14 protein-coding genes are annotated in these 13,312 nt (G+C 69.5%); 8 read left to right on the forward strand and 6 right to left on the reverse strand.

Going from position 1 to position 13,312, the window contains the following annotated elements:
• The gene (locus ACIBCK_RS21725) at positions 1 to 1,176 is read right to left on the reverse strand and encodes a PP2C family protein-serine/threonine phosphatase (protein WP_399392528.1); all 1,176 of its coding nucleotides are present in this window, start codon (positions 1,174 to 1,176) and stop codon (positions 1 to 3) included.
• A 238-nt stretch (positions 1,177 to 1,414) separates the two neighbouring features.
• Here ACIBCK_RS21725 and ACIBCK_RS21730 point away from each other — a divergent pair, with 238 nt between their 5' ends.
• On the forward strand, positions 1,415 to 1,792 hold the full coding sequence (locus ACIBCK_RS21730) for an ATP-binding protein (RefSeq protein WP_399392530.1): 378 nt from the start codon (positions 1,415 to 1,417) through the stop codon (positions 1,790 to 1,792).
• 88 nt (positions 1,793 to 1,880) lie between these two features.
• On the opposite strand, the gene ACIBCK_RS21735 is transcribed toward ACIBCK_RS21730, so the two are convergent.
• The gene (locus tag ACIBCK_RS21735) at positions 1,881 to 2,711 is read right to left on the reverse strand and encodes a class I SAM-dependent methyltransferase (protein ID WP_399392532.1); all 831 of its coding nucleotides are present in this window, start codon (positions 2,709 to 2,711) and stop codon (positions 1,881 to 1,883) included.
• Between the two features lie 75 nt (positions 2,712 to 2,786).
• Between ACIBCK_RS21735 and ACIBCK_RS21740 the strand changes: the two genes are divergently transcribed.
• Positions 2,787 to 3,389 (forward strand): TetR/AcrR family transcriptional regulator, encoded by a 603-nt coding sequence (locus ACIBCK_RS21740; RefSeq protein ID WP_399392533.1) that lies wholly within the window; start codon positions 2,787 to 2,789, stop codon positions 3,387 to 3,389.
• 37 nt (positions 3,390 to 3,426) lie between these two features.
• Here the strand turns inward: ACIBCK_RS21740 and ACIBCK_RS21745 are convergent, their stop codons facing one another.
• Positions 3,427 to 3,930, reverse strand: a complete 504-nt coding sequence (locus ACIBCK_RS21745; protein ID WP_399392535.1) for a metallophosphoesterase family protein — start codon at positions 3,928 to 3,930, stop codon at positions 3,427 to 3,429.
• Positions 3,931 to 4,037: 107 nt separating this feature from the next.
• On the opposite strand from ACIBCK_RS21745, the gene ACIBCK_RS21750 reads away from it, so the two are divergent.
• Both ACIBCK_RS21750 and ACIBCK_RS21755 read left to right on the forward strand, forming a co-directional pair.
• Positions 4,038 to 4,562 (forward strand): MarR family winged helix-turn-helix transcriptional regulator, encoded by a 525-nt coding sequence (locus ACIBCK_RS21750; RefSeq protein WP_399392537.1) that lies wholly within the window; start codon positions 4,038 to 4,040, stop codon positions 4,560 to 4,562.
• Between the two features lie 6 nt (positions 4,563 to 4,568).
• Positions 4,569 to 5,402 (forward strand): EamA family transporter, encoded by an 834-nt coding sequence (locus ACIBCK_RS21755; RefSeq protein ID WP_399392539.1) that lies wholly within the window; start codon positions 4,569 to 4,571, stop codon positions 5,400 to 5,402.
• A 53-nt stretch (positions 5,403 to 5,455) separates the two neighbouring features.
• On the opposite strand, the gene ACIBCK_RS21760 is transcribed toward ACIBCK_RS21755, so the two are convergent.
• Entirely contained in the window at positions 5,456 to 6,337 is an 882-nt protein-coding gene (locus tag ACIBCK_RS21760) for a UbiA family prenyltransferase (protein ID WP_399392541.1), read from the reverse strand.
• 146 nt (positions 6,338 to 6,483) lie between these two features.
• Between ACIBCK_RS21760 and ACIBCK_RS21765 the strand changes: the two genes are divergently transcribed.
• Genes ACIBCK_RS21765 through ACIBCK_RS21775 form a run of 3 tightly spaced genes read left to right on the forward strand, consistent with a single transcriptional unit; the run spans position 6,484 to position 9,119 of the window.
• Complete coding sequence (locus ACIBCK_RS21765; RefSeq protein WP_399393117.1) at positions 6,484 to 7,542, forward strand: type III polyketide synthase; 1,059 nt, start codon at positions 6,484 to 6,486, stop codon at positions 7,540 to 7,542.
• A 27-nt stretch (positions 7,543 to 7,569) separates the two neighbouring features.
• Positions 7,570 to 8,109, forward strand: coding sequence for an isoprenylcysteine carboxyl methyltransferase family protein (locus ACIBCK_RS21770; RefSeq protein ID WP_399393118.1), 540 nt, complete (start codon positions 7,570 to 7,572; stop codon positions 8,107 to 8,109).
• On the forward strand, positions 8,106 to 9,119 hold the full coding sequence (locus ACIBCK_RS21775; protein ID WP_399392543.1) for an NAD(P)/FAD-dependent oxidoreductase: 1,014 nt from the start codon (positions 8,106 to 8,108) through the stop codon (positions 9,117 to 9,119). The genes ACIBCK_RS21770 and ACIBCK_RS21775 overlap by 4 nt, the downstream gene beginning before the upstream one ends.
• A 52-nt stretch (positions 9,120 to 9,171) precedes the next feature.
• Here ACIBCK_RS21775 and ACIBCK_RS21780 read toward each other — a convergent pair whose 3' ends face one another.
• The gene (locus tag ACIBCK_RS21780; RefSeq protein WP_399392545.1) at positions 9,172 to 10,518 is read right to left on the reverse strand and encodes a DUF4157 domain-containing protein; all 1,347 of its coding nucleotides are present in this window, start codon (positions 10,516 to 10,518) and stop codon (positions 9,172 to 9,174) included.
• A gap of 368 nt (positions 10,519 to 10,886) precedes the next feature.
• On the reverse strand, positions 10,887 to 12,305 hold the full coding sequence (locus ACIBCK_RS21785) for a hydrolytic protein (protein ID WP_399392547.1): 1,419 nt from the start codon (positions 12,303 to 12,305) through the stop codon (positions 10,887 to 10,889).
• 236 nt (positions 12,306 to 12,541) lie between these two features.
• Between ACIBCK_RS21785 and ACIBCK_RS21790 the strand changes: the two genes are divergently transcribed.
• Positions 12,542 to 13,264, forward strand: coding sequence for a response regulator transcription factor (locus tag ACIBCK_RS21790; protein ID WP_399392549.1), 723 nt, complete (start codon positions 12,542 to 12,544; stop codon positions 13,262 to 13,264).
• Positions 13,265 to 13,312 lie beyond the last annotated feature (48 nt).

The following is a 13,312-nucleotide window of genomic DNA, read 5'->3' on the forward strand; positions in this document are numbered from 1 at the left end:
TCATCGCCGGCCGGCGGTGCCGTGCCAGTCCAGGAGGAGGATCGTGGCGTCGTCCTTGAGGTTGCCCCGGCAGGCGTCCAGTACCGCTGTCGTCAGAGTGCGGACCGCCTCTCTGGGGTGCAGGGTGCGGGTGTCGCGTACGAGAGAGGCCAGGTCGACAGCTGCGGCACCGCGATCCAGCATGCCGTCGGTGAGCAGGACCAGGCGGTCGCCGGGGTGCAGTTGGAGTTCCTGGAGCTGGTACGAGGTGGGCGAGGCCACGCCGAACGGCAAGTTGACGGTGAGCTCGACTTCCTCGACCTCGGCAGCACCCTCCCGTAGGCGCAGCGGCCAGGGATGCCCTGCGTTGACCAGTTCGCAGGTGCCCGTCTCGAGCCGCACGCAGAACAGTTGTCCGGTGGCCAGGCCACGTCCGTGCGCCAGCAGCGCCTCGTGGGCACGACGGGCTTGGTGCAGCGCGTCGCATCCCGTGCGGCGAGCGCCGCGCAGCGCACCCATGACCAGCGTGGCCAGCAGGGCGGAGTCGGTGTCGTGACCCATGGCGTCGGTGATGGACAGGTGCAGCGTGTCCCGGTCGAGCGTGTAGTCGTAGGTGTCGCCACCGATGTCGTCGGCCGGGACCAGCCCTGCGGCGAGGGTGAATTGGGGGGCCTCGCAACAGGATGACGACGGGAGCAGCTGGTGCTGAATTTCGGCAGCGAGGCTGGTCCGGGTGGTGCGCCGGCCCGTGTGGTACAGGTCGGTGAAACGACGGTCCGTGACGATGATGTAGGCCAGCGCGTGAGCTGCGTCGCTGATCTGTTTGAGCACGGTGTCATCGGCGTACTGCAGCGTTATCTCCAGTACGCCGATGCAGTCGCCGCGATTGGTCACCGGCGAGATCACACGACATCCGCCCTGCCCGTCCGGTTCGACATGCTGGCGCTGGCTGCGCAGGATCGCGTCGTAGAGGCTGCCCTGCAAATCGATTTGTTCCGCGGCGTCCGCGGTCCCTCCCTCGTCGTGCACGCTCAGGCGCAGAAGTCGCTGCCCCATGAGGTCGACGAACAGGAACGACACGCGCTCCGCCCCGAAGCGCTTGCGCAAGTCGTGTGCGACGACGCCGACGGACTCTCCGGGCGGCGCGGATTCCGCGGCGGCCAGGAGCTCGCCCAGTTCCAGATCTCTGCTTTCCACGACAACCTCCCATCGTCTGTCGCCACTTCTTCCCCCGGATTTGGCGATCTCACCAACTACGTCGTCGCGCTCGGCGACGCCACTGTGCGCCGGGCGCGACAAATGGCCGGGCTCCGGCATTTTCACCTCGTGTTTTACCGGGGCCCTTTCGGGGGCACGTGGGCAACTCGGACAGAGGCCATCCCGTACGAGGAGGCGGCTTATGTGTTTTAACGACTTGCGAACAGATGCAGGGCGCATGGACAGGGCAACCCTCGACAAGCAACCGGAGGCCGTTGCTCTGGCTCGCGACTTCGCCCGCAACTTTTTGGACAGGATCCGCCCAGCCGTGGATCCCGAGGACGCCGCGAGCGTGGAGCTCACGGTGTCCGAACTCGTCACCAATGTCGTGCGACACGCACGCGGGACCACGTGCTCCCTACGGCTGCTTGCCCAGCCGGACGGCATCGCGGTAGAGGTGGCCGACGCCGACCCCCGACCGCCGCGTGAGCGGGCGCCCGACCTCACCGCCGACACCGGCGGATTCGGCTGGCCCATAGTGCAGCAACTGGCCAAGGCGGTGACTGTCTCCACGGGGGTCGGCGGCAAGACCATCCGGGCGATTCTGCCGCGGTAACGCTCGCGTCTGCCGCGGTAACGGCTCGCGCGGACCGCGGAGTTGTGGGCTGGGTGAGGTCGTCATGACGGTGACCCGGCGGATTGCCTCAGTGGGCGGCGTCGGCGCGGACGGCGGACACGGCCAGGGTGGTGTAGGCCATCGTGAAGTGTCCGCCCAGAGAGTCGATGGTGTCCCCGACAGCGTCCAGTATCTCGGCCAGCTGACCTGGACGGAGCTGGGTGAGGCCGCCGGTGGTGGGGAGCAGGTCCAGCCACTGGTCACGCGTGTACGACTGCGCCCAGTCGAATCGCCACTGCTCGGGAGCGTGGAACTGTTCCGTCTCGCGGATCCGGTCGGCGAACTTCGCGTATGCCGCCTGGTAGAGATCGAGCGGACGTTGGGCGGGCCGGCCGTTGAGGGGTGAGTCGGGCGCCGCCCGTCGGTAGGCGGCGGCGAACGATTCGGCCACCTCGGCCGGCGGCTCGTACACGTGCCCGAAGATCGCCAGCCGGCCCCCTGGACGCAGCACACGCGCCGCCTTCGCGGTACCCGCGACCGGATCCACCCAGTGCCACGACTGTGCAGCGATGACCGCGTCGAACGTCCGGCCGAGCGGCTGCCAGGTTTCGAAGGTCGCCACTTCGACCCGAAGGCCGCGGACTCGCGCGAAGTCGGCCATCCGCGCATCGGGCTCCACGCCGAGCACGGAACAGCCGGCGGCCTGGAGCTGACGGCCCGCGATGCCGGTTCCGCAGCCGACGTCGAGCACGTCAAGGGCCGGACTGTCGGCGACGATTCGTGCCACCAGGGCATCGGGGTAGCCGGGCCGGGCCTGGTCGTAGCGTCGGGCGTCAACGCCGAACGATTCGGCCATACGCCGGGCCTTGTGCGGCTCCATTGGAGACGGTTCAGGCTGCTCTCGCGGTAAGGTGGGCATGCGCCCACCTTAGTGGGCGCATGCCCACTGGGCAACGGATGGTGGCAGCGGGCTGCCGCACGAGAGGATCTGTGAGTGCCGACTGGTGTGCATCTCCGCGACGCGCGGCAGCAATTGTTCGACGCTGCCGAACGCGTACTTCTGCGGGACGGGCCGAACGGGCTGACGAGCCGGGCCGTCACCGACGAAGCGGGCTGCGCGAAGGGCGTTCTGCACCGGCACTTCAGCGACTTCGACGCTTTCCTCGTCGACCTTGTGCTCGACCGGGCCGCTCAGCTCGACAGACAGGCAAGTGTGTTGCGCGAGTCGGCGGGCAAGGGCGCGGTGGCCGATAACCTCGCCGGCGCGTTGGCTGCCCTGTTCGGGCCGATCCCGGTGGCCATCATCCCGCTCATCACCTTCCGGGACGAACTGCGGGCCCGGCTGCGGCAAGCGATGGCAGGAGGTGGCATCGCGATCCTCGCCCAGGCCACGACCGCGATCTCCGCCTACTTGGCCGACGAACGTGAACTGGGCCGCATCGCGGCCGACGCCGACATCGAATCGCTCACCCTCTCCCTGGTCGGCGGCGGACATCTCCTGTTCACGGACCGCGACCCCGGCCCGTCGGCCACGGCAGCCGTCAGCAAGCTGGTGGCGGCGGTCATCGCCGACGCGGTGCAACGACGGCCGATCTGAGGCGTGTTGAGGAGACCAAGGAGGCGAACTTCTGCGGTCAACCTCTCGGCGGCAGCTGATGCAGCGTCACATCGTGCAGCGCGCCGTCAAGGACGGTCAGGGTGAGGAACGTGCAGTACGGCTGGCGTCTGCGGTCGGTGGGTGAACCGGGGTTGAGCAGTCGGAGGCCTCCGGGAGCCTCGGTGTCCCAGGGAATGTGGCTGTGGCCGAAGACGAGCACGTCCAGGTCCGGGAAGCGTTGGGCGCACCGGCGCTCTCGTCCGGTGGCCGCCCCGGTCTCGTGCACGACACCGAAGCGCACGCCATTCAACTCCGCGCGGGCTACTTCCGGGATACGTCGACGCAGCGGGGGACCGTCGTTGTTGCCGAACACGCCGATCAGCCGATGCGACCTGGACTCGAACAGGTCGAGCGTCGCCTCATCGATCCAGTCCCCGGCGTGGATCACTACGTCGGCCTCGTCGATGCCCGTCAAGAGCGCGTCGGGCAGTACCTTCGCCCGCGTCGGCACATGCGTGTCAGAGGTCAGCAGCAGCCGCATGGGGCCAGCGTAGGCCAGCCCGTGACCGAGCCCTGGCTTGTCAGCTACCAGCCCCTCTGGAGTCTGCCCGGGTTGTGAGGCGCATCGATCGGTGTTATGCATGAGTCATGCATGATAGTGACCGGTTGCCGAACCTACTGGGTGCTGCCGCGCTGGCCATCACTGACCGGGCCCTGGCCAACATCGCTGGTGCGACGGGTGTCAGTGCCAGCGCGGCGGCGGCCGTGGTTGTTCTGTCCGCATCGCCGGGCTTGGGTGTCACGGAGCTGGGGCGCAGGATCGGGCTCTCCCAGTCGGCGACTGCCCGCATGGTCGACTCACTGGAGGCGACAGGTCTGGCCCGACGGGCTCCCGGCACAGGGCGGCTGGTGCTGGTGACGCTGACGGATCGCGGCCGGCGGACTGCCTCGACGGTGCTCCGTACGCGCGACGACGCGGTGGCTGAGCTGCTGTCCGGATTCGGCAAGGAGGAGAGGGTCGCTCTCGAGGGCCTTCTCGGCAAGCTGCTCGCGCGCCTGTATGAGGACGTAGGGAACGCTGATCTGCTGTGCCGCCTGTGCGACCGGGGCTGCTGCGTCGAAGGCGCTGTATGCCCGGTCGGGCAAGCCGAGCGCGACGAGGCCGGTAGGTGACGCTCGATGGGTGTTCTCGCGGCGCTGGGCTCGGCCCTCTGCTACGGCGTGGCCGACTTCACGGGGGGCCTGCTGTCCCGACGCGTGTACTTCGTGGTCGTCGCCCTCGCCGGACAAGCCGGGGGCCTTGTGCTGGCGCTGGTGACCGCGCCGTTGTTGTCCAAGGGCGTCCCGGGCATCGCCGAACTGGCGTGGGGTGCGGCGTCGGGCGTGGGCACCGGGATCGGGATGATCTTCCTGTATCGCGGAATGAGCCGCGGCTCGATGAGTGTGGTGGTGCCGGTCAGCGCCGTGACCGGCGTGGCGCTGCCTGTCCTCGTCGGCGTTCTGCTGCTGGGTGACCGACCGCAGCCTCTGCCCTGGCTTGGGCTGGCCGTCGCGATACCTGCACTGTGGCTCGTGAGCCGTACCGGCGACAGCAACCACGAAGGGGTGGGTACGGCGGCGTCGAGCGACGGGCTCATAGCGGGGTGCGGCATCGCACTGCAGTACCTCGCGCTCGCGCAGGCTGGAGGAGGCATCTGGGCGGTGGCCGCAGGACGCTTCGCGGCTGTGCTCGCACTGCTGCCGCTGGCCGTCTCCGCCCGCCGGCGCCCTCGGACCGGAAAGTGGCACATGGCCGGCGCCGTGGCCACCGGCATGACAGCGGCTCTCGCGCTCATCCTCTACTCCCAGGCCGTTCAACAGCAGCTCACCGTCATCGCCGTGGCCCTGTCCTCCTTCTACCCCGCGATCCCGGTTCTGCTCGGCATCACGCTGCTAGGCGAACGCCTGGGCAGAATGCAGGTAACCGGCCTCGCCACAGCCGGAGTTGCTATTGCCTTGCTGGCCCTTGGGTGAGGCGGGCGGGGAGCCCAGCGCCGTCGGCGATCGCGGTCCGCGGCGCGGGGGTGTCAAGGTGCTGTCGGAGAGGCGATCGCGACGCCAGGCAGCAGCAGCAACGCCACATCCGCCAGCGCCACGGCCACGGCTGCCGCGAACGCGGCCTGCTCCCAGACGCGTCCGAGCCATGTGCCCGCCACCGCGATCAGCCCTGTCAGCCCGAGCGCCGTGAACCCCCACACGCCGGGGGGACCCGGGGGCCCCAGCGCCAGAACCGCGGATGCCATCACCAGCGGAACAGGCAGCAACAGACGTGCACGGTCAGGGCCCAGCCGATGCGGCCATCCCCGTACCCCTGTCGCCAGATCGCGGCGGATGTCCGGCAGCACGTCTCCCAGATGGGCTCCGACACCCAGGAGGGCTCCGGCGGCGACGACCCACCAGGCAGGCCACGGTTGTCCCGGCAGTCCCAGCGTCACGAACGCCGGGAGCGCCGCGAAGCCCAGCGCGTACGGCGCCCACGACCAGGCTGTCGCCTTGAGACGCACGTTGTACGCCCATGCGGCGGCGACTCCGGCCAGGTGAACGACGCCCGCCCACCATCCGCAGACGAACGAGAGCGGAACGCACAGCGCCAGCGCGGCATACGCGGCCACCCACACGTCCGTCGCGCGAACCGTGCCGTCGACGATGGGTTTGCCGCGTCTGCCTGCGGCGATGTCCCGTCGCGCGTCGAAGGCGTCGTTGCACCAGCCGACGGACAGCTGCCCGGTCAGGACGGCGGCGGCGGTGAGGACCGAACGCGCGGAGCCCTGCCCGGCGGTCACGGCCAAGGCCGTGGCCAAGACGGTGACCGCTACGACAGGACCAGGGTGGCACGATCCGGCGAGGCCACCCAACCGGCCGCCCCAATTCGCGGTCGTTCCGGCCGCCGACTGTTCGGGAGTTCCCACCCGGCCGATCGTAGGCGGCCGACGCCCAGCCGACTGGACCACGCGGCCCGGGCGAGCCCCCGGATGGGCGATCCATGGTGCGGAAGCGGCGGATCGTGGAACAGGTGCAGAGCAACACTCCACTCGGCACACCGGACGGGGAAGCCATGACGCGGATCGTCGCCGTTCGCGGTGCCCTTGCACCGCATCGTCACACCCAGTCCGAGATCACCGACATAGTGGCCCGCACCTGTCTGCCCGAGGGAGCCGACCGTCGGGTACTCGACCGGCTGCATCGCAGTACGACGGTCCGCTCGCGGCACATGACGCTTCCTCTCCAGGAGTACGGGGAGCTCGACGGATTCGGCGCCGCCAATGACGTCTTCGTGGACTCCGCACCGGGCCTGGGAGCCAAGGTTGTCCGGGACGCGCTCCACACGGCCGGCCTGAGCGCAGCCGACGTGGACCTGCTGATCTTTACCTCGGTCACCGGCGTCGCGACCCCCTCGATCGACGCACGGCTGGTCGGCCGACTCGGGCTGCGACCGGACGTCAAGAGGCTTCCGTTGTTCGGCCTCGGCTGTGCCGGCGGCGCCGCCGGCTTGTCGCGGATGCACGACTACCTGCTGGGCAGGCCCGACGACGTGGCGGTGCTGTTGTCGGTCGAGTTGTGCTCGCTCACCTTCCAGCGGGACGACGCTTCCATGGCCAACCTGGTCGCCACCGGTCTGTTCGGCGATGGTGCCGCCGCTGTCGTCGCGTGCGGCGTGGGCCGCAGGGACGAAGCCGCGGGACCGACGATCGTGGACACTCGTAGCCGCCTGTATCCGGACACCGAGCGTGTCATGGGCTGGGACATCAAGGCTTCCGGCTTTCAGGTCGTCCTCGACCCGACGGTCCCCGACGTGGTGCGCCGTCACCTCGCCGACGACGTCGAGGGATTTCTCAAAGACCACGGCCTGAAGCCGAAGGATGTGACTGCCTGGGTGTGTCATCCCGGTGGGCCCAAGGTCCTGCACGCGGTCACCGAGGCACTTGATCTGCCGGAGGAGGCACTCGATGTGACCTGGCGTCACCTGGCCGACGTGGGCAATCTGTCCTCGGCGTCGGTGCTCCACGTACTGCGCGACACATTGGCCGAACGCCGCCCGCCGCCGGGCGCGCCGGGCGTTCTCCTGGCGATGGGGCCGGGCTTCGCTTGTGAACTGGTCCTGTTGCGCTGGTAGTTCGGACGGTCGAAGGGCATGGGACACATGATGTGGTACGGACTGCTGGTGGCCGCCGTCGCTGCCGAGCGCGTCGCCGAACTCGTCGTAGCGCGCCGGAACGAGCGGTGGAGCATGGCTCGCGGCGCGGCGGTGGCCGGGGAGGGGCACTATCCGGTGATGGTCGCCCTCCATACCGGCCTGTTGGCCGCCTGCCTGGCCGAGACGTGGCTCGCGGACCGCCCTTTCGTGCCCGCCCTGGCCTGGGCGATGGTGTGCGTGCTTGCGGGCTCCCAGGCGCTGCGGTGGTGGTGCATCCACACCCTGGGTCCACGCTGGAACACCCGGGTGATCGTCGTCCCCGGGCTGCCATTGGTGAAGAGTGGCCCGTATCGCTTGAGGTGGTTGCGCCATCCCAATTACGTGGCCGTTGTCGCCGAGGGCGTGGCTCTGCCCCTGGTGCACACGGCGTGGGTCACGGCCGCCGTGTTCACGGTCCTCAACGCAGCCCTGCTCACGGTGCGCATTCGCTGTGAGAACCGTGCGCTGGCCGTCTCGACCGCGCCGTCCACGTCCGTTCCGGCGTGATCGACGTCCTGGTGGCCGGCGGCGGGCCCGCGGGACTGGCCGCCGCCATCCACGCCGCGCTCCTCGGACTCGAGACTGTCGTCGTCGAACCCCGGAGCGGGCCGGTGGACAAGGCCTGTGGAGAAGGGGTCATGCCCGGCGGCGTCGCCGCACTGCAAGCGCTGGGCGTCCGTGTCACCGGCCGCGAACTGCGGGGCATCCGTTACGTGGACGGCCGCACCCGCGCCGAAGCGTCCTTCCGCGGCCGCGGCGGCCTGGGGATCCGTCGTACGACACTGCATCGCGCCCTGCACCAGCGTGCTCTCGGCCTCGGCGTGCGCATGCTTCGCGGCAAGGTCGGCGAGGTACACCAGAGTGCGGAATCGGTCACCGCCGCCGGGATGACGGCTCGTTGGCTGATCGCCGCCGACGGACTGCACTCTCCGGTACGCCGGGGCCTGGGGCTGGAGATGCCGGGGAGCTCCCACCGCCGCTACGGTCTGCGTCGGCACTACCACGTCGAGCCGTGGACGGACTTCGTGGAGGTCCACTGGTCCCGTCGAGGTGAGGCCTACGTGACACCGGTCGGCGACGGCCTAGTGGGTGTCGCCGTCCTCAGCCCTGTTCGCCGCGGGTTCGACGCGCACTTGGCCGAGTTCCCGGCCCTCTCCGCATCCTTGCGCGGCCCGGTCGCGACCGATGTGCGCGGTGCGGGACCGCTGCGGCAGCAGGTGCGGTGCCGGGTCTTCGGCCGCGTACTGCTCGTGGGTGACGCCGCTGGATACGTGGATGCCCTCACGGGTGAGGGCATCGCTCTCGGGCTGGCTACGGCCCGAGCCGCCGTCAGCGCCCTGGCTGCCGGACGGCCGGGGGAGTACGAGCGTGCCTGGACCCTGCTGACCCGGCGCCATCGGCTGCTGACCGGGGCCCTGCTGGCCGCGAGCCGCCGTGCCGGCACCTCCCGCCTCATCGTCCCCGCTGCCGCCCGGATGCCCGCGGTGTTCTCGGCGACGGTCCACGCACTGCAGTAGCCAACCAGCCCGCGGCATGGCGGGGCACAAGGGTCTGCGACGACGCAGGTGCTCACATGATGACGCAGCACTTGCAGGAAGCGTCGTGCTCGGCCTGCGGGCCGTACCGGACGACGAATGTGTTCTTGTTCGCCATATAGGCGGCGAACCCCGCGGCGTCGCGGACGGTGGCGTCGCCCGTGTTCGGGTCATACATCAGGATTTTGCCCTGGGCGTTCACTGCTGCCGCCTCGGCGTGATAGTCGGTGCCGAACCAGATGAGTGTGCCGGGGGCCAGCTTGCCGGTCGTGGCTTGCCCGGTCAGTCGGTCGCGGCTCACCGCGCTGCCTCCCAGCCGGGTGCGGGCGTACTGTTCCTGCGCCGCGCGCCCCCCGGCCGCGGCCCAGCGGCGCACCGCGTCCGATGCCTGCCGGCGGTTCGCCTCATCGAAGCCGTCGTACCGCAGGCCGCCGGCGGGCTGCCCGTTGAGGAGCCAGTACACGGCCATGTACGAACAGTGCTGATCGATGTTGAAGTACCCCTCGGGCGCCGCGTCGGGGTTGGTGGGGCCGACCCAGTAGCCGGTGTCGCCGTTCGTGTACAGCATCGGGTTGGCAGGCAGCGTCGGCGCGAACTCGAAGACCGGCTGGATGGACTGCTGGGAGGCGGCAGGTGACACCTGGTTCCCGGCCCCGGAGCCGTTGGACTGCGGAGCCCGCTGCACGGCCGGCGCGCTCCGCGCCGACCTGGTCGAACGCTGTACGTCAGGCGCACTCGACAGGGGAGCCTTGCTCAACTCGTGCGCGACAGCCCTGGCTTCGCGCTCCTCGGCGGAGTTGTCGTCGGAGACCTTCAGCCCCTGCCCGTTGTCCTCGCCGGAGACCGGGCCGCGGCTCTGCTGGAAGGTGTGCCACACCTCGTGGAGTACATCCTCGGTGGTGCTGCCCGCCCCGAGGACCATGTGGTTGCCCGAGGTGTAGGCACGTGCCCCGATCTCGGCCGCCGAGCGCTGGGCGACGGCATCGGTGTGCAGACGCAGGTGTGACAGGTCCGCACCGCCATAGCGGGTCTCGACCTCGTCGGCCAGCTCTCCGGTGAAGGGGCGCCCCGGGGAACCCAGGACATCGTGCACGGAGGAGCGTTGCACGGGCTGTTCGTGATCGTGCTCCTGGTGTTCCGCGTGGCCCTCTTCCTGGGCATGCGTAGCGGCGTGCGCGTCCCTGCTGCGCTGGATGGACTCGGAGACAGCCGCATTGCCGCTGGACCGCTGCATGGCTCTGGCCTGACCTGGTGTCAGCCGCCCGTCGGTGGCAGCGGGCAGCCTCTCGCCACCAGGGCCCCGTCCCTGTCGGGACGGTGACGCCGAATCCTTCGCACGGTCGCGCTCGGGCTCCTGCTCGTTGTCCTGTCGTGTGCGCACGTTGCTCTCCTGCCCTGCAAGTCGGGTGTGTTGCCCGTCCGGACCCGTGCTGTGCAGGTCCACGACCCGCACGAAGTGGCCGAGATCGTTCCGCTGCCTTCCTGCGCACGTGTCAACCGGAGCGGCGCACGTCGAGGCCGAGGTTGTGACCGAACTCTGTGTGAACCCGGCCGCTGCATCCGGAGTGGCCCGCTGTGAACTGCGCCGCTGCCGTGTCTGTTCGGGCATGCCACGGAGCGGCCGTGCCCGTTTCGCCGCACGCCTCGGAGCCCTTCCCCGAGGCAGTTGCGGTGAGTTCCGGTCGAATACTCAGAGAAGTCTGTTCCTGTCCGGCGCAGGGGATCACGATGTTCCCACGCGTCTCTGACTCACTTCTTGAGATCGCTGAGCACTCCACTGACATTGAGTACTTCGTGGCACTCCGATGCCTGCGCTCCGCTCGCAGGTGTGCCTGGTTTCGCGCACTTCACGGACGCTGTAACAGTCGATTTCTCGGAAATCCGGATGGGGGTCACCCAGTGGTAATCCTGATTGCGGAAGGTTTCCAACGCGATCGTGGTGACCTTGTGGTCTCCGAATGTGATCGTCAATACACCTTCATCACCCTGGAAGTTGGCCACCACGGCATCTGTAATTCCGAGTACCTTTCCCTCCGGGACGCGGTAGGTGCCTACCTTCTCCCCGCCACCGCCGGTCTGGATGTCGATCGTCGCCGAACTCTGGCGCCCGGTGCCCGGCACCGTGTCCGCGACGTCACCGGCCGCCGAACCTCCGGACCCGCCCCCGGGCTGAGAGCCGGTGCTGCCGCCCGGTCCCTGGGCGGGCGAGTCCGCACCACCGGGAGCCTGGCCGTTCTTGTCGCCCCGCTGTTCCTTCTCGGCCGCGGCCGGAGTGTCCTTGACGGCCTTGTCCGCGGCCTCCTCGGCCGTGCTGCGCACCGCGGGCCGTACGAGCGCGAACCAGGCGAGAATCAGGGCGAGCAAGATGGCGAGTACGGCGAGCAGCCACCGCGGCAGCAACGGCATCTGTACGAACTCGCCCTGAACCACAGTGTGTTGGGTTGGCGCGGGCGAGGTGGACGCGGCGCCGGATCCGGGGCCCGGCGTGGAAGCCTTCGGGGTTTCGCTGCTCCCGGGACGCGTCCCAGTGGCCCCGCTGCCCTCGACCGTGGACGTGGACGCGGCCGGGCTCTCGGCGACATCGACCTCGAACGGCCACGGCGACGGCTGACCGAACCAGACAAGCCGCTGCACCTTCACCTTGAGCCGGGCCTCGGCCGACTCGCCTGGCTCCAAGCGCTGTTGGCCGGGAGCGAAGCCGAAACCGAGCTCCTCCCCGTCCTGTTTGCCCTCCAGAGCGAGGTCGACCGGGATGTTCCCGAGATTGCGCACCTCGGTCCGGTAGCGGGCGCCGCGCCAGCCCCGCCGACGCTGCGGTACCAGCTCGGCGCGCAGCTCCCGGAACGCCTCGATGAACACCGTGGTCTCGGAGACGGTCACCGCGTCGGGGTGTTCCGCGGGCCGTACGCGGATCCCCAGCGGGACCTGTCCGGCACGGGTCTCGGGGGAGCGTGGCGGAGCCACGCGGACCGTGACCGTCTGGGTGGTGCCCGGATAGAGCGAGACCCGCGCCGGTTCGACGGTCGTCCACGGGGAACAGTCGCCGACCACTTCGAGCGCGTATGCCTCGACGATGTCGCTGTCGTTGCGCACGGTCAGGCTGGTGGTCGCCTCGTCGCCGGGCGCCACCGTCACGGTCGGAATTTCGAGTTCGGCAGATGTGGTCACCTCGCGAACGTAGATGGCCCGGCAGCCCCGGGGGAGGGGCGGGGAGGACAACGACCGGGCACGGCTTCTTCCCCTGCGGAGCACCGAAGCACTGCCCCCGGCGGCGCCCCGAACTGCCCTTCCGTGGCACACCGATGTCCCACCCCCCGAGCGGTCCCCGCGCTCGGGCCGACCGCGGCTTGCCGCTCACGCAGTGCACCTTCAGCAGAGTTCTGAGAAGAGAACGGGCAAAAAAGATGGCATCCATAGCAACGATCCAGGACCACATCCCCGCGCGGAACCGCCCCGCTCCCGCGCGGGAGAGCGCAGAATTACGGCTCAGCGCGCGACCGGACAACCCCAAGGTCACCGTGGCCGTGTACGCGGAGGACAGCATCCTGCACACCGGCGTCGTCCAGCAGTTGCGGCAGCGGCCGGAAGTGGAACTCCTCGACGACGAGCGGGCGAACGACGCGCGGGTCTCGCTGGTGGTCGTCGATACCCTCGACGACTCCACGGTCCAACTGCTGCGCCGGTTGCAGCGGGACACCAAGACGCGGGTCGGACTGATCGTGAGCCGTTTCGGCGCCGGTGCGATGCAGGCGGTCATCGACTGCGGCGTCGCGGCCGTGCTGTGGCGCTCGGAGGCCGACCAGGACCGCCTGGTCCACCTGGTGACGGCGATGGCGAACGGTGAAGGCGTCCTGCCGGGTGACCTCCTCGGTCAACTCCTGGAGCACGTGGGCACCATGCAGCGGCTCGTGCTCGACCCGAGGGGCCTTGGCCTCTCCACGTTGACCACACGGGAGGCGGACATGCTCAGGCTGGTGGCCGAAGGGCTCGACACCGTCGAGATCGCGCAGAAGACCTCGTACTCGGAGCGCACGGTGAAGAACGTCCTTCGCGAGGTCACCGTACGGCTGCAGCTGCGCAACCGGGCTCACGCCGTCGGCTATGCGATGCGCCACGGCCTGATCTGAGGGCTCCGGAGACGGGCCGTCCCGAGGGTGCCTCGCGATGGCGGCGGC

The sequence above is a fragment of the Streptomyces sp. NPDC051218 genome (assembly GCF_044455475.1).
In the GTDB taxonomy this organism is placed as follows: Bacteria; Actinomycetota; Actinomycetes; order Streptomycetales; family Streptomycetaceae; genus Streptomyces.